We start from the raw sequence: 24,287 nt of genomic DNA, 5'->3' as shown, positions 1-24,287 counted from the left end.
TCAACCCTTCAGGTGAACGGTCAGAATACTTGTCTGCTTCGCGGTAGCCGGTCCGGTCCGCTCCTCAATCCGCTCCACCATCTCCTGCCCGGCAGGGATAATGATCGGAGTAATGAGCGGGTAACCGGCGGCGCGGATGGCCTCCATATCGAATTCCAGCAGAAGCTCGCCAGCCTGCACCTTGTCGCCGATTTCCTTGCGCGCCGTGAATCCTTCGCCCTTGAGCGACACGGTGTTGATCCCGACATGGATCAGCACCTGGACTCCGCTGGCATGCTCCAGAATCAGCGCATGCTTGCTCTTAATCACATGGGCCACTGTAGCATCGAAGGGAGCGTAGACCTTGCCTTCGGAAGGTTCAATGGCAATCCCTTCCCCCATCTGCTTCTCGGCAAAAGCGGGATCAGGAACCTGCTCCAGCGGCACCGCCGTTCCGCTAAGCGGCGAGGCCAGCTCCAGAATATTCACCGGCTCCTGCGAGCCTTGAACGGAGCTGCGGCTGCTTAGCTCTTTGCTTGTGTCTGACGGACCGGATACTGCCGCGCTTTCTCCAGCAGCATCTGATTTATTCGCCGCCCGCTGCACGACTGCCCGGCCATACAGCACCGTGGCAACAAACGGCACAATCAGTACGATCGCCATCCCGACGAAGAATACGCCCCACTGGTTAGGGAAGATCGACAGGAAGCCAGGTACTCCCCCCACGCCAATGGAAGTGGCGCGGACTTGATTAACGGTCAGCAGCACTCCGGCCATCGCGGAGCCGATCATCCCGAAGATGAACGGGTAACGGTAGCGGATATTTACCCCGAAGATCGCCGGCTCGGTGACTCCGAGGAACGCCGAGACGGAAGAGGTGACGGCCAGACCTTTGGCCTTCTGCTCTTTGACCACGAATATCATGGCAAGAGCTGCGGCACCCTGGGCAATGTTGGAGAGGGCCAGCATCGGCCACAGGAATGTGCCTCCTTCGCTGCCGATCAGCTGAACGTCCACGGCCAGGAAGGTGTGATGCATTCCCGTAATAACCAGCAGCGAATAGAATCCGCCGTAGATCAAGCCGCCAAGGATGGCGAAATGATCGAAAACATAGATCAGCCCGGAGGTAATGGCATTCGCAATGCCGAACGTAACCGGTCCGATGATGGTGAAGGCCAGGAACCCTGTAATCAGCAGTGTCACTGGTGCGACCACGAGCAATTTGATCGAATCATGGACCCGCTTATCCAGGAATTTCTCAATACTGGCCAGAATATAGGCCGATACCAGGACCGGCAGGACCTGCCCCTGATAACCGATCCGCTCCAGATGCCAGCCGAACAGGTTCCAGGTTGGAACCGTCCCTTCCGTAGAAGCGTTAGCATAGCTGTAAGCACTTAATAAGTCTGGATGAACCAGAATCAGCCCTAATACAATCCCGAGCAGCGGACTGCCCCCGAAGCGGGTCACTGCAGCCCAGCCGATCAGAGCCGGCAAGAAGGTAAACGCCGTGCTGGCAATCGTATTAATAATGGCAGCAATATCCTTCCACTGCGGATAGACATCCACCAGTGACTGGCTGAAGAAGATCCCCGGGCCGGTCAGCAGGTTATTGATCCCCAGCAGCAGACCCGCAGTGACGATAGCCGGAAGAATAGGGATGAAGATATCCGCCAGTGTCTTGATCGCCCGCTGAAGCGGGTTCTGCTTGCGGGCAGCAGCTGACTTCACCTCATCCTTGGAGGAGCGGGAGCCGCCGGTCAGTTGAATCATCTCGTCATATACTTTATCGACCGTGCCCGGACCGATAACAATCTGGAATTGCCCCTGGGAAGAGAATTGTCCTTTCACGAGGTCATTTGCGTCCAGCGCCGCCGCGTCCACCTTGCTCTCATCATAGAGCGAGAATCTTAGCCGGGTCACACAATGCGTCGCAACCTCAATATTCTCCTTGCCCCCAACCGCCCGGACAATAGCTTCAACATTTTTGCGGTCTATAGCCATATTGTCACTCCTCGCATAGTTGATGAATACATAGTAGCCCATCAGATTTCAACTTGTGAAAATTACTTTAACTAATCGCTTGCTAAGGGTTTGCCGCTCCCGATCAGATCAGGGGGTAAAGGGCAGGCTTAATTGCAATCTGTACAACTAAATCCTCGGATGTGCCGCCGTATCTCTGCTTAGCTGTATTTCGTGCAATTAAGATGCCTAAATACTTGGATTTTCGCCCATCCGGACAAATTTAGTTGTATAGACTACAGTTAGAAGAGGAAATCCTTCCATTTCACTGCATTTAGTTGTACAGAATACACATATCTCTGATGATTCGCTAAGAAGTGAATGCTTTCTATACTCCTTAGGGTTCATGCTCAACTGGTCAAAAATACGTTCGAAGTATATTCCCGCAATTTCGGTCTTTTCTAGTTCTGACTGATCAGCCACATATATGAGGCGTACGGGCTTAACCGCAGCTCTTGCGTGAATGCAGCCTGCTCTGCCGTATTGCCAAGCAGAAGCGTATCCTTGCCCTCAGCACCCAAGTCCGTCCAGTGATCGTCCGGCAGCCGGAAGGTGATCTCCTTACTGCTGAAGTTCGAGACCACCACCAGTGCCTCACCGTCCCCCATGCGTGCATAAGCGAACACCTCGGGATGTGCTTCGTCCAGTCTGCGGTAGATGCCGTCCGTGAAGACCGCATGCGCCTTGCGCAGAGCGATCAGCCTGCGGTAGTGATGGAAGATCGAATCCGGCCGCTCCAGCTCTCTTTGCACATTGATGTCCGGGTAACGTTCATCCACCTTCAGCCAAGGAGTACCAGTAGTGAACCCGGCGTTCGGGCTGTTCTCCCACTGCATAGGCGTCCGGGCGTTGTCCCTTGAACGTTCCTGAAGAATCGCAAGGGCCTGCTCAGGACTTGTTCCCTGCTCACACAGAATACGGTACATATTCAGCGATTCAATATCACGGAATTCTTCGATGCTCTTCCATCTCGGATTCGGCATCCCGATTTCTTCACCCTGGTAGACATACGGTGTGCCCTGTAGTCCATGCAGTGTAGTCGCCAGCAGCTTGGCGCTCTCCTTGCGGTACACAGTATCATCGGTGAACCGGGAGAGGGCGCGCGGCTGATCATGATTGTTGAAAAATAATGCGTTCCAGCCCCCACCCTCCTGCATCCCGGTCTGCCACTCACTGAACAGCCGCTTGAGTGCTTCGAAATCGTAAGGCATCAGCTCCCACTTGCGGCCGTTCGGATAATCCACCTTCAGATGATGGAAGTTGAAGGTCATCGAGAATTCCCGCTGCTCAGGGCTGGAGTAGCGGATGCACTGCTCCAGTGTCGTAGAGGACATCTCACCGACCGTAACCAGCTCATACGGGCCAAATACCTCGTCGTACATGGCCCGGATGTATTCGTGGACCCGTGGACCGTCTGTGTAATACTTCCGTCCGTCTCCCGGCGGCACACTCCCGTCATCGTCCGGGAAACGCTGGTCCTTGGAGATCAGGTTAATCACATCCATGCGGAAGCCGTCCACACCCTTGTGGGCCCAGAACAGCATCATCTCATTGACCTCTCTGCGAACCTGCTCATTCTCCCAGTTCAGATCTGCCTGTGTCTTATCGAAAAGGGTAAGATAATATTGGCCTGACGCCTCATCGTACTGCCAGGCGGGACCGCCGAACTTCGACTGCCAATTGTTCGGTACTCCCCCGCCTGGCGCCGGGTCCTTCCAGATATAATAATCACGGTACAGATTATCCCGGCTGGAGATCGCCTGCTTGAACCACTCATGCTCTGTCGAGGTATGGTTGACTACGATATCCGTCATGAGCTTCATTCCCCGCCGGTGCAGCTCCGCTACCAGCTCGTCGAAGTCCTCCATCGTGCCGAATTCGGGGTTAATCCGCTCATAGTCGGCCACATCGTAACCGTTATCATGTCCCGGCGAGACATAGACCGGTTGGAGCCAGACAATATCAATCCCCAGCTCCTGCAAATAATCCAGCTTCTCCGTCAGGCCTCTGATATCGCCGGTTCCGTTCCCCGTCGTATCCCTGAAACTCTTCGGATACACCTGATACACGGTAGACCGGCGCCACCATTCCGCTGTCCGGGCTTGACTCACTTGATTCAACTAAAGCACCTCCATGAAGAACTTGTTGACATACATTACACTTGTATATACAAGTTCAAACAGTGGGGAGGCTGTTATGTGAGGAGGATGCTCTCGCACAAACGGATACATTAGGCCCACGCGCCGTCCCCCGGCACAATGTATGCTGTTTTTGACATACATTCGGGCCGTGTGCCTGCTTGCGAGCACAATGTATGCTGTTTTTGACATACATTCGGGCCGTATGCCGCTTGCGAACACAATGTATGCTGTTTTCCACATACATTCGGGCCGTATGCCGCTTGCGAGCACAATGTATGCTGTTTTTGACATACATTCGAGTCGTATGCCGCTTTCGAGCACAATGTATGCTGTTTTTGACATACATTCGGCTCACGCGCCTCTACCTTTAAATTGTGTGCGGTTTTTCGCATACACTGGGTCCACGTACCTTCGGGCTGAGCATCCACCACTCCACCTCACAAAAAAACAGCGCCCCTCCCCGCAACCGGGGACAGAACGCTGCTTGTTAAAATGCTATTACCTCTACACTCTTCGCTTATTCGCGCTATTTTTCGCTATGCTTAGCTACTATTTACTACTCCAAATATCCCTTAATCAGTCCCAGCGGCAGCAGCTTCGGCTGCTCGCAGGTGGTGGTCAGCTCGGCATAGCGCTTCGAATCGGAGCTGGTGTGGAAGGCGTGCATGATCTCCAGCACATGATTCGCCAGCTCGCCGTTAGCGCGCGGGGTCTCTCCGGTCCCGATGCAGCGGGCCATATCCGCCACGCCGATGCCCCGGCTGTTGCCCTCATAGCTATGGACCACCGGAATCTCCTTGAATTCGGAGCTATGCGCCGGACGCAGCAGGATCGGGCCGCCGAAGGTGTTCGGGTCCGGCACAATCAGGGTGCCCAGCGAGCCGTAGATCTCAATGCGCGGGAGCGTGCTGTGCCAGACATCGAAGCTGGTAATCATCGTGGCAACTGTACCGCTGGCGAACTGGATTGTTCCGGCCACATGCGTAGGGACTTCAACGTCCACCACCTTGCCGAACTTCTTCTCACTGGTGATCGTCCGGGTAGGGAACGAGGTCTTCGTCATGCCGCATACCGTAGTGGCCGGACCAAGCAGAGATACCAGAGCCGTCAGATAATACGGGCCCATATCGAACATCGGGCCGCCTCCGGCCTGATAGTAGAATTCAGGGTCCGGGTGCCAGCTCTCATGCCCGTGGCAGAGCATGAAGGCCGTCGCCGCCACCGGCTCTCCGATGTAGCCGTCCGCGATCAGCTTCGCGCAGGTCTGCAGACCGGCTCCGAGGAAGGTGTCCGGCGCGCAGCCGATGAACAATTCTTTTTCCTTAGCCAGCTCCACCAACTCAGTCCCATGCTCAAGCGACAGCGACAGCGGCTTTTCCACATACACATGCTTGCCTGCGAGCAGTGCTTGCTTACACACATCGAAATGGTAATTAGGCGTGGTCAGATTCACGACAATCTCAATCTCGTCCGAAGCCAGCAGCTCCGCTGTCGTCCAGACATTCGGCACTCCGTATTGCTCAGCCGCCTGCTGCGCCCGCTCCAGATTTAGATCCGAACAGGCGTAGACCTCCGTATTCTTGAACGTTCCCGTCAAATTCTCGAAATAAATGCCGCTGATATTTCCGCAGCCGACAATCCCAATTTTTACTTTACGCACGCTGTCTCCCACCTTGTCCTTCGTTTATTTGGCTGCCCACAAGAAGCCCCGGCGCATCAGTTCCTTGGCCTCTGGAATATCGAACACATCCGCATGATGTCCAAGCGCGTTATAGAATACCTTGCCCTGGCCCCATTTCTTCGTGTAGACGACCGGCATCGTGATGACACCATTGGCCGAATGCTCCCCTTCACTCATAACAAAAGTAGTGGTAGCCAGTACATTCACCGCCGGATCGACGTGCAGATAATACTGCTCCGACTTCACCATGAAGTCCTGCATACCTTCCACAATCGGGCTGGAGCCGGATTTCACGATGTTCACTTCATAATCCACCCCATCGTTGAAGGGATGTGCCACCCATTGCGATCCGGTCAAAAATTGCCATTCCGTATTGGTACGGAAGGAATCGCACATCCCGCCATGACAGCCCGCGATGCCTACGCCGGAAGCCACAGCAGCCAGAACCGCCGAACACTGCTCCCCCTTGATTTCACCCATGGTCCACACCGGCACGATCAGGTTCAGCGCCTTCAGCGCCTCAGCATCATTGAAGCTGTCCAGCGTATCCGAGACTTCAACCTCGAAGCCTTCATTCTTAAGAATATCCGCAAAAATCGCCGCTACCTCATTCGGTTCATGCCCGTCCCATCCGCCTTTTACAATCAATGCCTTCTTTGCCATATCAAGCTCTCCTTTTTGTCCTATTTATCCAAGTTCGGGTTATAGATTGATTAAGAACCGGTCTTCCTGAAGAAATTGTAATTCATTGCGGCCGTTCCTGCTCGTCATTTTGCTTGTAGGAATGGTCATTTTTTGCTAAATTTAAGACTGCATTATGCAGTAAACACTAAATCACTGAAACCGCTTCCTGACGAACTGCCGGGAGGACGAGAACAGGAGTAACCATGAGAGCGTTTCACGAGAACCGGACGTATGGCTATGCGTTTCCCTTCACTGCCTTTGTAAGCCGTAATATTGATTTTTTGGCCCACTGGCATAATGATCTGGAGATTGTCTATGTCCTGGAGGGATCGATCCGGATGGGGATTAACTCCGAGACACGGGTGCTGACCGCCGGCGATCTGGCCGTATGCAGCAGCGGGGATATTCATTATTATGACAGCAAGAACAGCCAGTCCAAGCTGCTGATGGTTATTTTCAATCCTTCCCTGATCGGATATCCGGCCGGCTGGCCTCTGAATATGCGGCTGATGTCCCCTTTTCTACATAACAGCCCATCTGCCCCGGCAGAAGGCAATCCCCGGCTGCCTGCGATTATGCAGGAGCTGCTCGAAGAGTATCTGGAGAAGCCCCCGCATCATGAACAGCTGGTGACCGGCCTGCTGCATGAGCTGTGTGCGCTGATTCTGCGGCAGATGCCGCTGGATATCGTGAATCCGCATAAGGATAAGCGGCGCATTACCAATATGAAGATTATGCAGGAGGTGCTGGAGTATCTGGATGTCCATTACATGCACCCCATCACCCTGGCCGATGCCGCCCGGCATGCCAATATGAGCCTGTTCTACTTCTCCCGCTTCTTCAAAAGTATCTCAGGCATGAGCTTCGTCGCCTACCTGAACAGCATCCGCGTCAACCAGGCGGAACGGCTGCTGCTGGGCACCGACAAAAGCATTCTGGATATCGCCCTGGAATGCGGCTTCACCAACATCCGCACCTTCAACCGGGTGTTCAAGCAGGTCAAGCTGCGGACACCGAGTGAGCTGCGATAGCTTGAAATATTCTTAAAGAGAGAGTTAAAAAACCTCGTATAGGAGAGTATCCTTGCGGGGTTTTTTGCGGTTGTATGGGGTTAGGGCATGGATATTTCTTACAACTCTGCTGGAGGCGTCTCTATCTGTTGTTCATTTGCCCTGTTATAACGGACTCAACCTCTAAGTCCACACCAAACCGCCAAGCCTGAATATTACTATACTAATCATTAATAAGCTGCCCACTAGAGGATGAATGGAAAAGGAGTGGTGATAGTTAAACAGCCGATACCATACTATTCCGGGGCGCATACTTGAAGGAATTCAAATCTACTGACAGGAAGTGATAAAGTAATGGCCCTTTTATCAACAGGACCGATTGAGAATAATCCGGTTAGCGGAGTGAGACCTACCCAGCAGGTTACTATTAAAGTCGATAACCGCAGCGTTGACATGGCTTCTACAATATCGATTCAGGGATATTATTTAAATGCCGGGGTAAGAGTCTTGTATGTAAGCGAGCTACATCATATTGCACCGAATCAAGTCATTACGAAAAATTATTACGCTGATTTTAACGGTTTTGAATTTACCTTTGTTACACCGGAAGCATCTGAAGCCAGCGGACCGATTCAAGTCTCGGTGTGGGGCAAGAGCAGCACCGGCCAACTGGTAACGGCACACCGGTTAGTGTCTGAAGAACTGCTTGGAGAACATAACGGCGGAGGGGCAGGGCCTACTGGAGCAAGAGGTCCGACCGGACCGACCGGCGCAGGAGTGACAGGACCCCGCGGAGCGACAGGCCTTCGTGGAGTGACAGGACCCACCGGGCCAGGGACAGGAGCTACAGGGGTTACCGGTGCTACGGGACCTCGCGGAGCGACTGGACCCACCGGTTCAGGGACAGGGGCTACCGGCGCTACGGGACCTCGCGGAGCGACTGGACCCACCGGTTCAGGGACAGGGGCTACCGGCGCTACGGGACCTCGCGGAGCGACTGGACCCACCGGTTCAGGGACAGGGGCTACCGGCGCCACGGGCACTACCGGCGCTACTGGCGCCATGGGCGTTACCGGCGCTACTGGCGTTACCGGCGCTACTGGCGCTACCGGCGCCACGGGCGTTACCGGCGCTACTGGCGCCACCGGGGCTACCGGCACTACCGGGGCTACGGGTGCTACCGGGGCTACGGGTGCTACCGGCGTCACGGGTGTTAGGGGTCCAACCGGTCCAACCGGGGTATTATCCAATGAGCTTTTATTCGCGACTCTGTCTACAGATGCTGTCATAAATCCCTCAGGTCCCATACCCTTTGACGCCATTTCAACAAGCTTAGGAACCAATATCACACTTTCTACTTCAGGATTGACTCAAGGACAAATTACTCTCACCGGAAACCATGTCTATTTGGCTATGTATTCTGTGGCTACAAGTACAAATAACACCTCTTTTCAATTCTATAGGGATCTAACAACTCCAATTGCTGGTACCCAGACTTTAACAGCCAATAACTCCAATGCTAATCACAGTTCCACAGCTATTATCAATTTAATAGGAGCACCAGATGCGATCTTAACTGTTCAGAGTTTAACAACGAATGTAACTATGCGAGGAGTTTCTACTGAAGTAACAGTAGTAATGTTAAACTAATCACAATTTAAACATCCTCTTCTGGCTATTCGGAATACGGCTGTTCAATCGTTCAAATCCAATTGAGGTATACGCTCGTACTGTGCAGGAAAGTCAGCATTCCCTGCCAGTGCGAGCTTTTCGTTTGTTCTGAAGATCGTATAGTCAATAATCCAGTAGGCAATCTACCTTGAAGGCTAAGTCCCGCAGTTCTGCTGATTTAACCGGCTTTCAAGCATAAGGAAGGAAGCCGAAATGCTGCTCTGGAAGATTATATTCGCCTGCTTCTCGGCGGTCTGTACCTTCATCGCTACGTTGATGGGACTGGGTGACGTCATCGGCAATTACACTAGCGGCTGGGTCATTGAGACCGTCAGAGTAATATACGGCAGTGACAGGCGCCGTAGCTACAGGTTCAACCGGGACGACTGGACAGTCACCTCATACGGGTACAACGTCCGTTAAAACACAAAACGTGGTATTTTCCAGGGTCTCTCAGGTCCGTTAGCAGCACACTCGGCCGGCCGGTGTAGTCCCGTGATTCGGAACCTCCGGGATTCGACCCTATTCATAGAATTAAATCAGATGCTCTACTAGTCTTTTGTACTGAAGAATTACTATAAATAGGTTTATGTACGTTTCCAAAATAGAATCTACGAATATATTAATACATCCCCACCTATAAGGAGGCGTATGAATGTCTAACCCCAATATTCCAAACATCACTCCTTCGATTACCTTATCGAGGGATGATGTCGTCAATCTGTTGTTCTCTTCTATTGCGATGGAAGAGTTGGGACTTGCTCATATCATTAATGCAGAAGGCGAGAAAATTCAATTCGCTCTGGGTACACTACCAGGATTAAGCGGTCCCCCCGCCACACTGGCGCAGATGCTGGAGGTCAACAGCAGCACCCAAGCCATGCTCGACACGATCTTCCGACAGGAGATGATGCTCGATTCCAAGCTCAAGACCGCCGCCAACGTTCCAACCTTGCAGGGTCCCACCGGACCTGTCGGACCCACTGGCGCCGCAGGCGCCGTCACCACGGTCAACGGCCAGGCCGGTGTTGTCGTATTGGATGCTGCAGATGTAGGCGCATTTCCCGAAAACGTAGAGTCTTCTGATTCTAATCTTAACAGCTTCATAGAAGCGGGTGTCTATAGCTCCAATAATCCTACGGGTCCGGTGCCTCAGAACGGTCCGCAGCCTGTAACCCATCCGGCGGTTTGGACCTTGTATGTCTCACAGGTAGGTACCTTCGTGCAGCAGATCTATATCTCGAACCCTGTCCTCTTCTACCGTAGCAGTCAGGATAACGGGGACCACTGGGGCCCGTGGATCGAAATTGGACAACAGGGGGCGACTGGCGCTACAGGGCCGACCGGGGCAGGTGTTACCGGACCTACTGGAGTTAGTGGCGCTACGGGAGTAACCGGGGCCACAGGCGCTACCGGGACCACTGGGGCCACTGGGGCTACCGGGGCCACGGGCGCTACCGGCGCTACCGGGGCCACAGGCGCTACCGGCGCTACCGGCGCTACCGGGGCCACCGGGGCCACCGGCGCTACCGGCGCTACCGGCGCTACCGGTGCCACCGGGGCTACCGGCGCCACGGGCGCTACCGGCGCCACCGGGGCCACGGGCGCTACCGGCGCCACCGGGGCCACAGGCGCTACCGGCGCCACCGGCGCCACGGGCGCTACCGGCCCCACCGGCGCCACGGGCGCTACCGGCGCTACTGGAGCCACCGGGGCCACCGGCGCCACCGGCGCTACCGGCGCTACCGGGGCCACGGGCGCTACCGGCGCCACCGGGGCCACCGGCGCTACCGGCGCCACCGGGGCTACCGGCGCCACCGGCGCCACCGGGGCTACCGGGGCTACCGGGGCTACCGGGGCCACCGGGGCCACCGGCGCTACCGGCGCCACCGGCGCCACCGGCGCTACTGGGGCCACCGGCGCCACCGGCGCTACCGGCGCCACCGGCGCCACGGGCGCTACCGGCGCCACGGGCGCTACCGGCGCTACTGGCGCCACCGGCGCCACCGGCGCTACAGGTGCTACAGGCGCTACCGGCGCCACGGGCGCTACCGGCGCTACTGGCGCCACCGGCGCCACGGGTGTTAGGGGACCCACCGGGGCCACCGGCGTATTATCCACTAATCTTTTATTCGCGACTCTCTCTACAACTCCTACCTTAGGTGCCTCGGGTCCCGTGCCCTTTAACACCGTTTCAGCCAGTGCAGGAGGTAATATTACGCTCAATACAACAACAGGGCAGATTACGCTTACCGGGAATCATATTTATTACGCATCATATTCTGTAGCCACAACTAACAACAACTCCTCTTTTCAATTCTATTTAAATCTAACAACGCCAATTGCCGGTACCCAGACCTCAACAGCCAATAATTCCAATGCTAATCACAGTTCTTCAGCAATTATCAATTTAATAGGTTTACCAAATGCCATTTTAACTGTTAAGTCCAAATCCGCTAATGCAGCAATGAAAGGAAATTCTGTCGAAGTAACAGTATTCATGTTAGCTTAACCACAATTTGAGAGAACATCTCCAACAATCGAACAGTTGGCTACCTAATCTGACTTTCACATCAACGTACTGCCATTCAGTTTACCGTGGTTCAACCCCATATTCCACTTGTCATTAGACGCTCGTATTGGTTAGGGAAGTCATACAACCCTGCCTCTACGAGCTTTTTATTCGCTATGAAATGAGACAATTATATCTTGCCATTTCAGCGGAAACTAACTACAATTCACTTATTAGAACTCTTTTAAAAACATTAATACAATCATCCGGGAGGAGGACTCTGCTATGGCACCGCCGTCTCATAACACACAGCTGGTGAAGAAAATAAATGTGGAGCTAGTCAAAAATATGCTGCGCACCTCCGGCACCGGCACCAAAGCCTACATTGCCGGACAGACCCGCTTAAGCGTGGCTACCTGCGGCACCATCCTGAATGAACTGGTCCGCACCGGCGAGATTCTGGAGCTTGGTTGGGAAGAATCCAGCGGCGGCAGGCCGGCGAGAATATACCAGTTCAACGCAGATTACTCTTATATCCTCTGTATGATTGTACGTTCGGAGGGTGGCCTGCAGTCGATTACTTATGCGCTTGCTAATCTGAATGGTGAGATCATTGAGGAAGCTGCCAGGGAATTTGACCGGATTCCCCCGGATACTCTGACAGAATGGCTGGATGAGATCATTGCGGTCCATCCGAATGTCCAGGCGATCGGCATTGGCATTCCGGGAGTCGTCCAGCATGACCGGATAGGGATATGTGATGTCCCTGATCTCGCAGATCAGCCGCTCGGCATTCTCCTGAAGGAACGCTATGAAGAGGTAGAGATCATCATTGAGAATGATATGAACCTGACGGTCTACGGCTTGTACCAGAAGCTGCTCCTGGATGAAGAGAGCCATTTTGCTGTGCTGACCTTCCCCAAGAACCATTTCCCGGGGGCCGGCTTCATAGTGAACGGACGTTTGCTGAACGGCCACAGCTTTTTTAGCGGTGAGGTGTCTTACCTGCCTTACGGTATCCCCAGAGAAGAGCAGCTCCGGTTGCTCCAGAGCTCAGGCGACCCCCGTAAGCTAGCCGTACATGCCCTGGTATCCATCATCAGCATCATTAACCCTGCCACCATCGTAATTACAGGCGACAATATCTCGCCGAAGATGCTGGAGGATCTGCTCAGCGGGTGCCGGGAGATCATTCCGCAGGGGCATATGCCTGAGCTGATCATTCAGAATGATACCCGGCAAGAATACATGACCGGACTGATTACAACAACCATCGAAAGCCTGAATTGCCGTTTTCACCTGGTTGAACGAAAGTAAAATAAATCTATTTTTAATATCCTGGAGGCTATTGTACTGTGAAAGCTCAACCCACCCATTCTACCAGCAAACGCAACACCGTCTACATTATGCAACTCGTAACGATCTTCCTCGGCTTTGTGGTCTTTGGCATCTCCGAGAATATCAAAGGACCCGCGATTCCGCGGATTCAGCTGTCGTTCAATCTGGATGAAGGCCAGCTCGGCACACTGCTCTCACTGAACGCGCTGGGCTATCTGCTCGCCTGCTCCTTCACCGCTATTCTTGTCCGCAAATGGGGCATCAAGGCAGTCACTATTATTTCGTTTGCTTCCATGGTTCTCTCAGGGGTGCTAATCTACCTCTCACACAGCTATCCGCTGTTTACTTCCTCTTACTTTCTAATGTACATAGGGAACGGGATGCTGGAGATCGGACTGGCGATTCTGGGGGCACGTATCTTCGTCAAAAACACGGGGATGATGATGAACCTATCCCACTTCTTCTATGGCCTAAGCTCAACTGTAGCGCCGCTGCTGGCAACCGGGGTTATGTCGCTGAGTGTATTCGGTCATATGCTGGACTGGCGGGGGATGTATCTGGTCATGCTGTCGCTCTGTCTGCTGCCGATCCTCTCGGCGCTGCGCAGCACATTTCCCGGAGATGATCTGCCGAATGAGGACCGCACCTCCTTCCGTACCCTGACGCGCGATCCCGCGCTCTGGATGATGGTGATGATCCTGTCCTTCGGCGTGGTCTCAGAGCTGGCGGTGGGCGGCTGGCTGGTCAACTTTCTGGAAAAGGCTTATGCCTGGGACACTGTCCGGGCTTCCGGCTTACTGTCAGCCTTCTTCCTGCTATTCTCCCTGGGACGGCTCTTGCTGGGTGCGCTGACCGACCGGATCGGCTTCGTGCTCTCGCTGATTATTTTCTCCTGTTTCTCGGCCGTCTGCACCTTCGCCGCCCTGGCCGGCGGGGAGCGTCTCGCCTTTCTGTTCGCCCTATCCGGGGCCGGGATCGCTATTATCTATCCTACCGTGATGGCTTTTATTGCCCGCCGCTACCCGAACGGAAGCGATACAGCCATTACCTTTGTGGTCACCTTAATGGGCCTCGGGAGCGTCATCGGCAACTATATTATCGGCTGGGTTATTGAGTCCGTCAAAGCCTTCTACGGCTCCACCACCGAGCTTGGCCTGCTCCGCGGTCTCCAGGCGGGGTACGGGTTCATCGGACTGTGCGCAGCCGTCTGCTCCCTGTCGGGCATCGTGCTGTATGTATATTTGAAGCGGCGGCAGGAATTGATCTGAGGGCCGGATCGGGGAGGGCTTACTGCCCCCCTCCGCCCCTGCCTTTTACAAATAATCCTTAAGGTTATGCAGCACCACCGCGTACCCGTTAGCATACATGTGGACACCGTCCATCGTGTATGCTTCTTTCAAATTCCCTTCAGCGTCCATCAGCCCCTCATTGACATTAATGAACTCATAACCGTGCTTCATCGCCAGTTCCTCCACTGCCCGGTTCGCTTCCAGCAGCGCCGCATTGGTTCTCGTTCTGAAGTAGTTCTCCCGCATCTCCTCATCCATTCCGGGGAAATCGGCCTTGGCATTCACCGGATAATACGCCATGACATACACCTTGCACTCCGGCAGCCTGGCCCCGATCCGGGTCAGAATCTCATTGTAATTCGCAAGCAGCTTCTCCAGCTCATACTCCCCGTCCGCTGAGCTGATGTCGTTCGTGCCGATATTAATGAACAGCTTCGAAGGCGCAAGCTCCAGCACACAGACCTCCAGCGCTTCGAGCAATTCCCGGGTCACATAGCCCGCAATCCCGCGGTTATAGATAACCGTCTGCTTCTCCAGCGTCTGCTGCAATTCATTCACCGGAAAAAATTCCATCAGCGAGGAGCCCGCCAGTACAGTCTGCCCTTTTCGCGCCAAGGTGTTCAGGATGCTGTACTTCTTCACCTTTTCTGCTTTCTCCTCTTGCATTTGCTTCTCCCACATTGCGTCAAGCTCTTCCTCAGTCAAGCTAATCTCCTCCGTTTCTGCTGCTCTACTCTATTGTACTCTGCTACTCTACTATTGTTCTACTCCATAACTAAACCTGCAACTCGCTCCAAATTGTGTCAGAAATATGGAAATTGATCTTCATGTAAGGTTTATGTTCTATGCACACGTGTTCCGTTATATGTTAGATATCGGGTGCGGTCAGAGGTGCACATCTGGCTGGTTTGCCCGCAAGGTGCCGGTACGCCGGACCTCAATTCTACAGTTGAAGGGCGGAATGTTTTTGAAAAAGGTAGTTGGCTTGCTCCTGTCGGTTGCACTGTTGTCTTCGTTCTATGTTGCCAGTCCCCCCGAGGTATCAGCCGCATCACCAATTGTGGTGAATTCGACGATTGTAGTGAAGGCCGGGGAGACGTATAACGGCAATGGCCAGACGTTCGTCGCCAATCCGAGTACGCTTGGAGACGGCAGCCAGGCAGAGAACCAGAAGCCCATCTTCCGGCTGGAAAAGAATGCTACACTCAAAAATGTAATTATCGGCGCTCCCGGCGCAGACGGGGTGCACTGTTACGGGAATGCTACCATCTCCAACGTAACCTGGCAGGATGTCGGCGAAGATGCCCTTACCCTGAAGGCCTCCGGCACCGTCAATATTACAGGCGGAGGTGCGTACAAAGCCTACGATAAAGTGTTTCAGGCGAACGCTGCGGGCACCATCAACATTAAGAATTTCAGAGCCGATGATATCGGCAAGCTGGCCCGCCAGAACGGCGGCACCTCCTACACCGTGAACTTCACACTGGACAACTCGGACATCTCGAACGTCAAGGATTCCATCTTCCGCACAGACAGCAGCAGCAGCGCCGCCCGGATCACCAATACCCGCTACCGGAATGTGCCAACCCTGTTCAAGGGTTTTGCCTCGGGCAAGACCAGCCAATCGGGCAACACGCAATATTAAGGTACAACAAGGTCAGGGAAGCTAGTGTGAATACACCCGGCTGATTCCTGCAGCAGACCACCTTTAACAGTAACCGCCTCCATTTCCGGCTCCGCCGGGATGGAGGCGGTTTCAGTTCAGACGGACGGCCAAGCACACATGAACACGATAATCTCCGGGATGGAGAATTGGATTTATTTTGGACACATCTGCCCCTCTCAACTCTATCGACATGAACTCACATGATATGTTATTATGATACACTGATAACGTATTAACGAACTAAAGCAACCGATGCGGCAGGCAATCTACTAGGGGGATTAGAGAGATGAAGAGACAGGGAATATGGGTTCTATTAACCATCATGGCTATTGTACTAATTACAGGCTGCTCAGGCTCCGGTTCAGGCGGCAAGGACGGCAAGCTGGTGATCGGCATAGATGACAAGTTCGCCCCGATGGGCTTCCGGGATGACAACAATGAGCTTGTCGGCTTCGATATTGACTATGCGAAGGCAGCTGCCAAGAAGATGGGCAAAGAGGTGACCTTCCAGCCGATTGACTGGTCCGCCAAGGAATCCGAGCTGAACAGCGGGCGCATCGATATGATCTGGAACGGATACACCATCACGGACGAGCGCAAGGAGAAGGTGCTGTTCACCAAGCCTTATCTGGAGAATAGCCAGGTGTTAGTTGTGCTGGCGGGTTCATCGCTGGCAGCGCTTAAGGATCTGGCCGGCACAGAGGTCGGACTGCAAAGCCTCTCCTCTGCCGCAGATGCCCTGGATGCCAGTCCGATCAAAGCCGAGCTTAAGGACGTGACCGAATACCCCGACAATGTACTGGCGCTGACTGACCTGAAATCGGGCCGCCTGGACGGGGTGGTCATTGATGAGGTTGTCGCCAGATACTACATAGCCAAGGAGCCGGATACGTATAAGCTGATGGAAGAATCACTGGCTCCTGAGCAATATGGTATTGGAATCAAGAAGGGCAATGATGAGCTGCTGAAAGAGCTGCAGAAGGCGCTGGACGAGCTGAACAGTGACGGAACCGCCGCTGAGATCTCAACCAAGTGGTTCGGAGAGAATAAGGTATTGAACTAGAAGCTATCGTTTAGGAGCCGGTTGAAGACATGGATATCGATTATATTATTAGAATTTCCGGACCGATGCTGGAAGGCGCCCGGACCACGGTGCTGCTGTTCCTGATCGTGATCGTGCTGTCCATTCCGCTTGGGATGGTGGTCACGCTGATGGCCAAAAGCACGCTAAAGCCGCTGGCCTGGATCGCACACGCTTATATTTACGTCATGCGCGGAACGCCGCTCTTGCTGCAATTGTTCTTCTTCTGCTTCGGTTTGCCGCAGATTCCCGTAATCGGGCAATATCTGGTTATGGACCGCTTCGTGGCGGCCAGCCTGGGCTTCATCTTAAATTACGGCGCTTATTTCGCCGAGATCTTCCGGGGTGGGCTGCTCTCGATCGATAAAGGCCAGCATGAAGCAGCCAAGGTGCTCGGTTTAAGCCGATGGCAGACGCTGCGCAAGGTCATTCTGGCCCAGATGTTCCGGGTGGCGCTGCCTGCGGTTGCCAATGAGTCTATTACGCTGGTCAAGGATACCGCTCTGCTGTATGCCGTGGCGGTACCTGAGCTGCTAAATTTCGCCAAGACGGCGGTGAACCGTGATTTTACCGTCACTCCTTTTATCGTAGCGGGCGTTATTTATCTGCTGATGACACTGGTGCTGACACTATTCTTTAAGCTGCTGGAGAGACGTTTCAAATTTGAGTAGAAGGGCTGTTTGGCTATGAGTAGCATGATTGAAGTACGGCAATTGATGAAAGCCTTCGGCAGCCTCAGCGTGCTGAACAAGATTAGCTTTGACGTGAAGCCCGGCGAAGTCGTTGCCGTAATCGGACCCTCGGGCTCCGGTAAAAGCACCATGCTGCGCAGTCTCGTGCATCTGGAGGAGGTCACCGGGGGCAGCATCTCGATCTGCGGGAAAGCGCTGGTTGAGAATGGCCGTTACGCCAGTACGGCAGCGATCAGAGACATCACTTCAAGCATGGGGATGGTGTTCCAGCATTTTAATCTGTTTCCGCATCTCAGTGTGCGGGACAACCTGGAGCTTGCCCCGCGCACGCTGAAGCGGGAGAGTGTGCAGCAGATTACCGCCAAGAGCCAGGAGCTGCTCTCGAAGGTAGGGCTTGCCGACAAAGCAGACGTCTACCCCTCCACGCTGTCCGGCGGGCAGAAGCAGCGGGTCGCCATCGCCAGAGCGATGATGCTCAGCCCGGACATTCTTCTGTTCGATGAGCCCACCTCGGCGCTCGATCCTGAATTGACCGGCGAGGTGCTCCGCGTCATCCGCCAGCTCGCCGAGGAGAACATGACGATGATGATCGTCACCCATGAGATGAGCTTCGCCCGCGATGTCGCCGACCGTGTATTCTTCATGGACAACGGGGACATTGCCGAATCCGGCACACCGGAGGAGATCTTCGGCAGCCCGAAGCTGGAGCGGACACGGGCGTTTTTGATGCGGGAGTAGCAAATTGGAAGCAGATGAGGACTTGACTTAACGCGAGTCCTTTTTTTTTATGTGTAGGATGCTGTGATCATTTTGCTTTTCTCTTCTTTTCCTCTAAACGAATCCATAATATAAGAACACTGAGCTGTATAGCTGCCAGAATGAGAGCCACAAGTTGTTGCCCTGTGGATAGAGACTGGATGATGGGAATAAACATTACAGGCCCTCCATTTGTACAACTAATCTTTGGTATTCGTTTAATAGACAATCCAATTCCCTCGACTTCGTCAACACCCGATCATCCAATAAACCGTATTCGTTAGCCAACCCATTCATTTCCCTTCGTTTTTCTTCGATTAATTGCTGTAGGGTATACATGATAAATGTTTCTCCCATATTTTGTCGTTTGACCCATTTTAGCAAGAGTTACCCAACTATGAAAAAAACCTTTTAGGATTCTCACGTTATGAAAATGTTTGATCTCTCTGGACACAAAAACAACCTCCGCTTATAAAACACAGAGGTTGTTTTTATGTTGATTTTTTAAGAACCTTCACCATTTGAGAGCGTTGATACATTTACAGGAAAGGAACCGTCAGGTGGTATGGGCGGTATTACTTCCAAGATCAATGAACTACAAAGTAAGCTCACTAGAAGCAGGGATGAAAGCCACTTGCGCATCTTCGATCACTCCTTTCATAAATTGCTCATACCTTGCTTTTTTTTCAGCCAAAGCCTGATTTCGGTACTGCTCAAAAAAGGCAGCACAGTTTATGATGAGGTTCTTGTTGTTAGATGCAATAGAATGGGACAAGGCTTTTAGCAGCCGATTGATCCCCTCCTGATACTGATGGCGAGTAAGACAGTACTTAGCCAGCTCATAGCATAACCGCGCGTAGCGGTCACGTTGAAAAACATCTTGATAATGCACATGGGCAGGCCAGGAATCGTTCGTTAGTAACTCATCTATTTGATCTTTGAAATGAGCAAGCACTGCGTCAGCCTCATATTCAAAACGGTTAACTGCATTCATGATGGTCAGCAGGCTAGGCAGCCACTCCTCTGGGTACTTGTCTAAAAAAGTTAGATACTCTGGCAAACAATCAAAATGTCCCATAAGCACATTCAGGTTATATCGATTGGCCTCAGCAAACCGTGTGAATTTGTAGACTTCCTCCCAACCAGTATCATCCAGGTTATCGAACCAGCTCAGATCCTCATATCCGGCAATATACTCTAAAGCTTGTTCATACCTCCCCATCCACTCTAGAGCATTCCCTTTCAGCAAAAAACTCTGCCCATAATAAAAGACCAAATGCCGTTCTGTGATAAACGCTTCAGTTTCGGTAATCCCTCTACGTGAGCGTTCTTTTTTTGGAAAGAGAATAATAGTCAGCAAGGCTTTCATTTCATCGGCATATCGGATTACTTCGTCCCATTGTTGCAGGTTAAAATGAACATTGGCTAATTGCAGCAGGCCGTCTAATTGTAGGTTTTCGGCAAGACGCTTCCGATAAGGTGCAAACTTGAGCGCAGCCTCATGATTTTCCTTTAGGTCAGTACCTAGCCTGGCTCGAAACCATTTGTAATGACTAGTGGCTAGCCGCTCGGAATGCTGCTTGATCTCATTTTCACAGATACAACGGTAAAATGGAATGGAGGACTTCCACTCTCCTTGGGCAAAAAGTGACTCAGCTAAAGTGAATACATCTTGGATATGAACAGGCTCTTCCATGATATGGTTCAACGTGGCAGTAATCAAATCCTCTTTTCCAAGCTGGACACATCGCAACAGAAAATTTTTAATCTGTTTCCAGTGGGTTTTGCCGCTGGCCAAACATTCGGTAACATAAAACTCATACAGCCAGCCAGGAGGTTGCTCTAGCACCTTTCCGATTAAATCTAACTGCCGTACTGGTATGGGCTTTGAAGGTATGCTAGTAAATATAGCACTTAGTAGACCGCGGTTTATCCCGCTTCGCTGTGCAAGTTCATGCATTGTCACATTCTGCTGTTCCATCTCTCTCTCGATCAAGGTTAGTATAGAAGCTATTGGTTTAGTAAGAGAGCTAGGGTTTGGAACATTTTTGTTATTGATCAATATGATGTTCCCCCATCTCTTCTATGGTCTGCTCGGGAAAAGCGTTTTGCAGCTAATTTTTCCAAGCTGTAATGCTTTTTTTGTCGGAGCATGCACCACATCTTTTAGAATATGGGTAAATTGTACCTTATAGAACTTTTAAGTTCAATTATTAAACAAACAATACAACTTTCAACACTCTGCTAATCTCCTATAGGCTTGGTCTACACTTTTATATAGAGAGAGGTGGGCCTTTAATGAAGGTAGCAAAACAAATAGGAGATAAAGTACGACACTATCGAAATCTTAAAGGACTGACCCAGGAACAACTTGCAGAACTAGTAGATACATACGGCACCTACATTGGGCGATTAGAGCGTGGCGAGCAAAATGTGCAGCTTGAAACATTAGAAAAAATTGCAGATGCTTTACAAATAAGCGTATACGCCTTATTCAATCATCCTCAGTTTGATCACTTGAATAATCAGGAATGGATCTGGCAGGTTGTTCATCTGTTGCAGGAGCAATCTAACGATGAACAAGAGAAGGCTTATCGTGTATTGAGTGAAATGTTTAAGAAAACATCCAAGTAGCTGATTACATTACAAACGAATTCATACCAAAAAAACACACCGAAAATCATCTTATGGATTGATTTCTGGTGTGTTTATTTTAATCTGAACACTTAAAGTGTTACTGGGATGACGCTCAAGCTTAGCTCAGAACGCAGCAGATGAAGCAAGTGGATTTAGTCCATCTAATTTCGCGCTAGAGATACACTTCCTTATATTAGTTGGATAAACAACACTTACTGGGGCCGACTTTCGGCGAATCCTTATAATTCGGAAGATTAGATGTACTTTTTCCAACTGCTGACCCGTAACCGTCCATTTCGAGCGAAATAAGTGCCTTTTTTCCACCTCTGCCCCAAGCTCAGACCAACTCCACTCTTACTTCAGCCAACCTTACCCTTACTTCAACCGAACCGAACCGCACTTTCTCCACCCCATCCACGCGCTAATCCGTCCTTACTCTGCCTTATTTCACTCCACCTACTCCACCTACTCCCCCGCTTCCGCAGAAGACACTGTACCCCCGGGCACCGGCTCCGCCGGTCCCATGGGAACTGTCGGCTCCTCATCCCAGCGCTTGCGGATGAACAGCTGGTAGAGCTTGACGATGATGATTTTGAGCATCATATAGACCGGAATAATGACCAGGATGCCGATGATTCCGCCGAAATCGCCGCCGGCCAGGACGAGAATGATGGTAGTCAGCGGGTGGATATCCATGCTTTTGCCGAAGATATAGGGGGCCACCAGGTTATCCTGAATCTGCTGCGCAACGAGCACGACCACAATGGACCAGACCGCCGTAGACGGGGACTCAAACAGACCGATGATGAAGATTGGCACAGTAGACAGAATGGCTCCGATAAACGGGATAAAGTTCATCAGCACCGCCACCAGCGTCAGCAGCAGCGCATACGGCAGGCCAATAATCAGAAAACCGATGTACATCAGGACGCCCAGCGCCAGATTAACCAGCACTCTGCCGACGATGAAGCTGCCCATCACGCCGTCAATCTCGGCAATCACCCCCGCGCCCTCCTCGTGATAGCGTCTCGGGAAGAAGCTCACGAGCTTATCGCCGAACTTCCCGCCTTCCTTCAGCATGTAGAACAGCAGGATCGGAAAGGTGAAGAGCACAATCGCAAAATTAGAGACAAAGGAGAACAGCCCGGACACATAGCCCGTTGCCAGCGAGAAGCCTGTATTCAAATAGCCCATCAATTGGCTGGACAGGTTCATATTCTCGGGAATCAGACCCGACAGCAGCTCCGTGTTCTCCAGCTTACTTAACTGTTCTCCCACTGCTCTCAGCACACCCGGCATATTGTTGCCCAGGTTCAGCAGCTGACTTTGCAGCGATGGCCATACGCCTACCGTGAAGCCCAGCAGCAGAACAGCAATGACCAGATAGACCAGCAGGATCGCCAGCGTCCGCTTCAATTTGCGCGAGGACAGGAAGTCGATCAGGGGCCGAAGCAGATAATAGAAGAATACGGCCAGCATTAACGGCACCATCACAACATTGAAGAGCGAGATAATAGGGGTAAAAATAAAGTCTACCAGTGAGCTGACATAGATAATTCCCAGCACCAGCAGCACGGCAATACAAATGCGGATGAACAAATTCAATTTGGCCATAGTTGACTCCCGTTCCGTTATTTTGAGCAGCGTTTCTTGTTCACTTAAATATAGCCGGGGTTTCTTAATTCAGACTAAACCAAGTCTAAAGATAAGCTAAAGATTTGGTCTTCGGGCCGGAATACGACTATGTTTAATTCCCTCATGAAACGGCTCTGGGATAGGCGGGTATCTATTTGCCGAAAAGAAAGCTTCTGTCTGCGCGGTTAGCCGATAGTTTGGACTACATTGCCTTCCTGGTCTTTGATGTAAGTCTTGCGGATCTGCACCTTCAACGCTTTGGCGGCAGACAGCCGCAGCTCCCCTTCCTTGGGCTGGAGCTTCGCCTCCAGCTCCAGGACTGCCTCTTCTGTCAGACCGATACTGACAAACTCCTCATTGACCCTACTCTCGTTAGCAGGTCTCAATTCCAGCATCACCTGCCGCTTCTTGCTGGTCAGCGTCAGCGGCTTCCCCTTCAGCAGCCGGCCGCGCAGCAGCTTGGCTATAATCGGTGCCTGCCGTGCGCCTATAGTCAGGACGGCCGGTGCTGTGCCGATCAGACGGCTTGTGCCAGGCTCATAGCCCAGCTCATCCACATACAGAATGCCCGTCTGGGAACCGTCACGGTCGATACCCTGACGCACCGCTTCCTGGATGGCCGGAAGTTCGAGCAGTGAACCCCGGGCAAGATCGGTGATATAGTGGGGGAGAACCTCCCTGCCGGCCTCCAGAAAGGCGTTGGTATTCCAGGACATCATCGCTTCCAGCTCGTCCGCTGTGATCCCTACCATCTGCAGAAATTCCACACGGCCGTTCGGCGTATCCACAGCCGGAAGCTCCGGGTCATCGGTGAACGCCAGCGCCGTCAGCCCAGTATCTGCTCCCAGGCATATCGGACCATTGGCATCCAGGTGATGGCCGGAAGCAAAGATATTGCCGCTGGAGAACACATATCTGGCCATGTTCTGCAGCAGATTGATCGCCCAGGCCGGAGGCTCCTGTTCTTCTGTACTTCGCGCCAGGCGGAAGGTCAGCTCGAAGCCGTAGCCGCTGTATTCAGGGTCCTCGGACTCCTTCTCGAACAGTTCGGTGAAGCCGAAGGTTACGAAATGCCAATGCGGATAGGGCTGTTCGGCTGTATAGGCGCTGATTCCGTTCAGCGGGTCATTGCCTCCCAGGCTATACGGCAGCATAGCCGCATAATGCTTCGGCGTCTGCTCCCCGTATAATCTCGTCATCTGTTCCTCTATAGCATCCCAGCCGATAGCTTCCACTTCTTGCTCACTCATCTTGTTCCCTCCGGTCTCAGATTTATGTATAGCCGGTACTTCCATAACCGGCCTAGAATCTCCCGTTCATTACCCGTAATTCCGTAATCATAACCAGCGCCAAGCGCCTCTCTCCCCTATAGCCGTACACTTCCTGAGCAACACCTCCGGCTTGCAAAATAACCCCACACCCCAAACCATATAAATCCTTATTCTTGCAAAAAAACGGCAAGCTCATCTGACGAGCTTGCCGTTTGTGTATCT

21 protein-coding genes are annotated in these 24,287 nt (G+C 52.5%); 11 read left to right on the top strand and 10 right to left on the bottom strand.

Annotation, left to right across the window (positions count from 1 at the left end):
* The 4 genes from treP to NSS64_RS06225 form a co-directional block, all read right to left on the bottom strand.
* Positions 1-1,983 (bottom strand): PTS system trehalose-specific EIIBC component, encoded by a 1,983-nt coding sequence (treP, locus tag NSS64_RS06240; protein WP_341139578.1) that lies wholly within the window; start codon positions 1,981-1,983, stop codon positions 1-3.
* A 419-nt stretch (positions 1,984-2,402) separates the two neighbouring features.
* Complete coding sequence (treC, locus tag NSS64_RS06235; protein WP_445667777.1) at positions 2,403-4,121, bottom strand: alpha,alpha-phosphotrehalase; 1,719 nt, start codon at positions 4,119-4,121, stop codon at positions 2,403-2,405.
* A 577-nt stretch (positions 4,122-4,698) separates the two neighbouring features.
* The gene (locus NSS64_RS06230; RefSeq protein ID WP_341139577.1) at positions 4,699-5,802 is read right to left on the bottom strand and encodes a Gfo/Idh/MocA family protein; all 1,104 of its coding nucleotides are present in this window, start codon (positions 5,800-5,802) and stop codon (positions 4,699-4,701) included.
* Positions 5,803-5,826: 24 nt separating this feature from the next.
* Entirely contained in the window at positions 5,827-6,486 is a 660-nt protein-coding gene (locus tag NSS64_RS06225; RefSeq protein ID WP_076084364.1) for a ThuA domain-containing protein, read from the bottom strand.
* Positions 6,487-6,710: 224 nt separating this feature from the next.
* On the opposite strand from NSS64_RS06225, the gene NSS64_RS06220 reads away from it, so the two are divergent.
* The 6 genes from NSS64_RS06220 to NSS64_RS06195 all read left to right on the top strand — a co-directional run bounded on the left by NSS64_RS06220 (position 6,711) and on the right by NSS64_RS06195 (position 14,306).
* Complete coding sequence (locus tag NSS64_RS06220; protein WP_340939192.1) at positions 6,711-7,538, top strand: AraC family transcriptional regulator; 828 nt, start codon at positions 6,711-6,713, stop codon at positions 7,536-7,538.
* A 333-nt stretch (positions 7,539-7,871) separates the two neighbouring features.
* Positions 7,872-9,167 carry a YVTN family beta-propeller repeat-containing protein gene (locus NSS64_RS06215; RefSeq protein ID WP_341139576.1) on the top strand — a complete coding sequence of 432 codons (1,296 nt, stop codon included), beginning with the start codon at positions 7,872-7,874 and terminating at the stop codon, positions 9,165-9,167.
* Positions 9,168-9,401: 234 nt separating this feature from the next.
* Complete coding sequence (locus NSS64_RS06210) at positions 9,402-9,611, top strand: hypothetical protein (RefSeq protein WP_341139575.1); 210 nt, start codon at positions 9,402-9,404, stop codon at positions 9,609-9,611.
* 232 nt (positions 9,612-9,843) lie between these two features.
* On the top strand, positions 9,844-11,700 hold the full coding sequence (locus NSS64_RS06205) for a collagen-like protein (protein WP_341139574.1): 1,857 nt from the start codon (positions 9,844-9,846) through the stop codon (positions 11,698-11,700).
* Between the two features lie 285 nt (positions 11,701-11,985).
* Entirely contained in the window at positions 11,986-13,017 is a 1,032-nt protein-coding gene (locus NSS64_RS06200; protein WP_341139573.1) for an ROK family protein, read from the top strand.
* Positions 13,018-13,106: 89 nt separating this feature from the next.
* On the top strand, positions 13,107-14,306 hold the full coding sequence (locus NSS64_RS06195) for an MFS transporter (RefSeq protein ID WP_341142770.1): 1,200 nt from the start codon (positions 13,107-13,109) through the stop codon (positions 14,304-14,306).
* 45 nt (positions 14,307-14,351) lie between these two features.
* Here NSS64_RS06195 and NSS64_RS06190 read toward each other — a convergent pair whose 3' ends face one another.
* Positions 14,352-15,032 carry a GDSL-type esterase/lipase family protein gene (locus NSS64_RS06190; RefSeq protein ID WP_341139572.1) on the bottom strand — a complete coding sequence of 227 codons (681 nt, stop codon included), beginning with the start codon at positions 15,030-15,032 and terminating at the stop codon, positions 14,352-14,354.
* Positions 15,033-15,288: 256 nt separating this feature from the next.
* Between NSS64_RS06190 and NSS64_RS06185 the strand changes: the two genes are divergently transcribed.
* From NSS64_RS06185 to NSS64_RS06170, 4 genes are all read left to right on the top strand, one after another.
* Positions 15,289-15,972 (top strand): pectate lyase, encoded by a 684-nt coding sequence (locus tag NSS64_RS06185; RefSeq protein ID WP_036731535.1) that lies wholly within the window; start codon positions 15,289-15,291, stop codon positions 15,970-15,972.
* Positions 15,973-16,315: 343 nt separating this feature from the next.
* The gene (locus NSS64_RS06180; protein ID WP_445667832.1) at positions 16,316-17,056 is read left to right on the top strand and encodes an amino acid ABC transporter substrate-binding protein; all 741 of its coding nucleotides are present in this window, start codon (positions 16,316-16,318) and stop codon (positions 17,054-17,056) included.
* A gap of 29 nt (positions 17,057-17,085) precedes the next feature.
* Positions 17,086-17,745, top strand: a complete 660-nt coding sequence (locus NSS64_RS06175; RefSeq protein WP_341139570.1) for an amino acid ABC transporter permease — start codon at positions 17,086-17,088, stop codon at positions 17,743-17,745.
* Between the two features lie 15 nt (positions 17,746-17,760).
* Positions 17,761-18,504 carry an amino acid ABC transporter ATP-binding protein gene (locus NSS64_RS06170; protein ID WP_341139569.1) on the top strand — a complete coding sequence of 248 codons (744 nt, stop codon included), beginning with the start codon at positions 17,761-17,763 and terminating at the stop codon, positions 18,502-18,504.
* A gap of 67 nt (positions 18,505-18,571) precedes the next feature.
* Here the strand turns inward: NSS64_RS06170 and NSS64_RS06165 are convergent, their stop codons facing one another.
* From NSS64_RS06165 to NSS64_RS06155, 3 genes are all read right to left on the bottom strand, one after another.
* Positions 18,572-18,700, bottom strand: coding sequence for a hypothetical protein (locus NSS64_RS06165; RefSeq protein ID WP_341139568.1), 129 nt, complete (start codon positions 18,698-18,700; stop codon positions 18,572-18,574).
* Positions 18,700-18,861 carry an aspartyl-phosphate phosphatase Spo0E family protein gene (locus NSS64_RS06160; RefSeq protein ID WP_341139567.1) on the bottom strand — a complete coding sequence of 54 codons (162 nt, stop codon included), beginning with the start codon at positions 18,859-18,861 and terminating at the stop codon, positions 18,700-18,702. The genes NSS64_RS06165 and NSS64_RS06160 overlap by 1 nt, the downstream gene beginning before the upstream one ends.
* A 256-nt stretch (positions 18,862-19,117) precedes the next feature.
* Positions 19,118-20,584, bottom strand: a complete 1,467-nt coding sequence (locus NSS64_RS06155; protein WP_341139566.1) for a DNA-binding protein — start codon at positions 20,582-20,584, stop codon at positions 19,118-19,120.
* A gap of 236 nt (positions 20,585-20,820) precedes the next feature.
* Between NSS64_RS06155 and NSS64_RS06150 the strand changes: the two genes are divergently transcribed.
* A complete protein-coding gene (locus tag NSS64_RS06150) occupies positions 20,821-21,156 on the top strand; it encodes a helix-turn-helix domain-containing protein (RefSeq protein ID WP_341139565.1) in 336 nt (111 codons plus the stop codon).
* A gap of 468 nt (positions 21,157-21,624) precedes the next feature.
* Here NSS64_RS06150 and NSS64_RS06145 read toward each other — a convergent pair whose 3' ends face one another.
* Both NSS64_RS06145 and NSS64_RS06140 read right to left on the bottom strand, forming a co-directional pair.
* Positions 21,625-22,773 carry an AI-2E family transporter gene (locus NSS64_RS06145; RefSeq protein ID WP_341139564.1) on the bottom strand — a complete coding sequence of 383 codons (1,149 nt, stop codon included), beginning with the start codon at positions 22,771-22,773 and terminating at the stop codon, positions 21,625-21,627.
* 206 nt (positions 22,774-22,979) lie between these two features.
* Positions 22,980-24,044 carry a suppressor of fused domain protein gene (locus tag NSS64_RS06140; protein WP_341139563.1) on the bottom strand — a complete coding sequence of 355 codons (1,065 nt, stop codon included), beginning with the start codon at positions 24,042-24,044 and terminating at the stop codon, positions 22,980-22,982.
* Between the last annotated feature and the right edge of the window lie 243 nt (positions 24,045-24,287).

Source organism: Paenibacillus sp. FSL H8-0122 (assembly GCF_038005345.1).
Taxonomy (GTDB): Bacteria; Bacillota; Bacilli; order Paenibacillales; family Paenibacillaceae; genus Paenibacillus_AQ.
The sequence above is the reverse complement of the archived record's forward strand: the minus strand, read 5'-3'. Positions and strand labels throughout refer to the sequence as shown.

What these genes read in the sequence shown, in the direction of transcription:
- treP (WP_341139578.1), bottom strand. Translation starts at nt 1,983, where the DNA reads ATGGCTATAGACCGCAAAAATGTTGAAGCTATTGTCCGGGCGGTTGGG.
- NSS64_RS06225 (WP_076084364.1), bottom strand. Translation starts at nt 6,486, where the DNA reads ATGGCAAAGAAGGCATTGATTGTAAAAGGCGGATGGGACGGGCATGAA.
- NSS64_RS06220 (WP_340939192.1), top strand. Translation starts at nt 6,711, where the DNA reads ATGAGAGCGTTTCACGAGAACCGGACGTATGGCTATGCGTTTCCCTTC.
- NSS64_RS06215 (WP_341139576.1), top strand. Translation starts at nt 7,872, where the DNA reads ATGGCCCTTTTATCAACAGGACCGATTGAGAATAATCCGGTTAGCGGA.
- NSS64_RS06210 (WP_341139575.1), top strand. Translation starts at nt 9,402, where the DNA reads ATGCTGCTCTGGAAGATTATATTCGCCTGCTTCTCGGCGGTCTGTACC.
- NSS64_RS06205 (WP_341139574.1), top strand. Translation starts at nt 9,844, where the DNA reads ATGTCTAACCCCAATATTCCAAACATCACTCCTTCGATTACCTTATCG.
- NSS64_RS06200 (WP_341139573.1), top strand. Translation starts at nt 11,986, where the DNA reads ATGGCACCGCCGTCTCATAACACACAGCTGGTGAAGAAAATAAATGTG.
- NSS64_RS06195 (WP_341142770.1), top strand. Translation starts at nt 13,107, where the DNA reads ATGCAACTCGTAACGATCTTCCTCGGCTTTGTGGTCTTTGGCATCTCC.
- NSS64_RS06185 (WP_036731535.1), top strand. Translation starts at nt 15,289, where the DNA reads ATGTTTTTGAAAAAGGTAGTTGGCTTGCTCCTGTCGGTTGCACTGTTG.
- NSS64_RS06180 (WP_445667832.1), top strand. Translation starts at nt 16,316, where the DNA reads ATGGCTATTGTACTAATTACAGGCTGCTCAGGCTCCGGTTCAGGCGGC.
- NSS64_RS06175 (WP_341139570.1), top strand. Translation starts at nt 17,086, where the DNA reads ATGGATATCGATTATATTATTAGAATTTCCGGACCGATGCTGGAAGGC.
- NSS64_RS06170 (WP_341139569.1), top strand. Translation starts at nt 17,761, where the DNA reads ATGAGTAGCATGATTGAAGTACGGCAATTGATGAAAGCCTTCGGCAGC.
- NSS64_RS06165 (WP_341139568.1), bottom strand. Translation starts at nt 18,700, where the DNA reads ATGTTTATTCCCATCATCCAGTCTCTATCCACAGGGCAACAACTTGTG.
- NSS64_RS06160 (WP_341139567.1), bottom strand. Translation starts at nt 18,861, where the DNA reads ATGTATACCCTACAGCAATTAATCGAAGAAAAACGAAGGGAAATGAAT.
- NSS64_RS06150 (WP_341139565.1), top strand. Translation starts at nt 20,821, where the DNA reads ATGAAGGTAGCAAAACAAATAGGAGATAAAGTACGACACTATCGAAAT.
- NSS64_RS06145 (WP_341139564.1), bottom strand. Translation starts at nt 22,773, where the DNA reads ATGGCCAAATTGAATTTGTTCATCCGCATTTGTATTGCCGTGCTGCTG.
- NSS64_RS06140 (WP_341139563.1), bottom strand. Translation starts at nt 24,044, where the DNA reads ATGAGTGAGCAAGAAGTGGAAGCTATCGGCTGGGATGCTATAGAGGAA.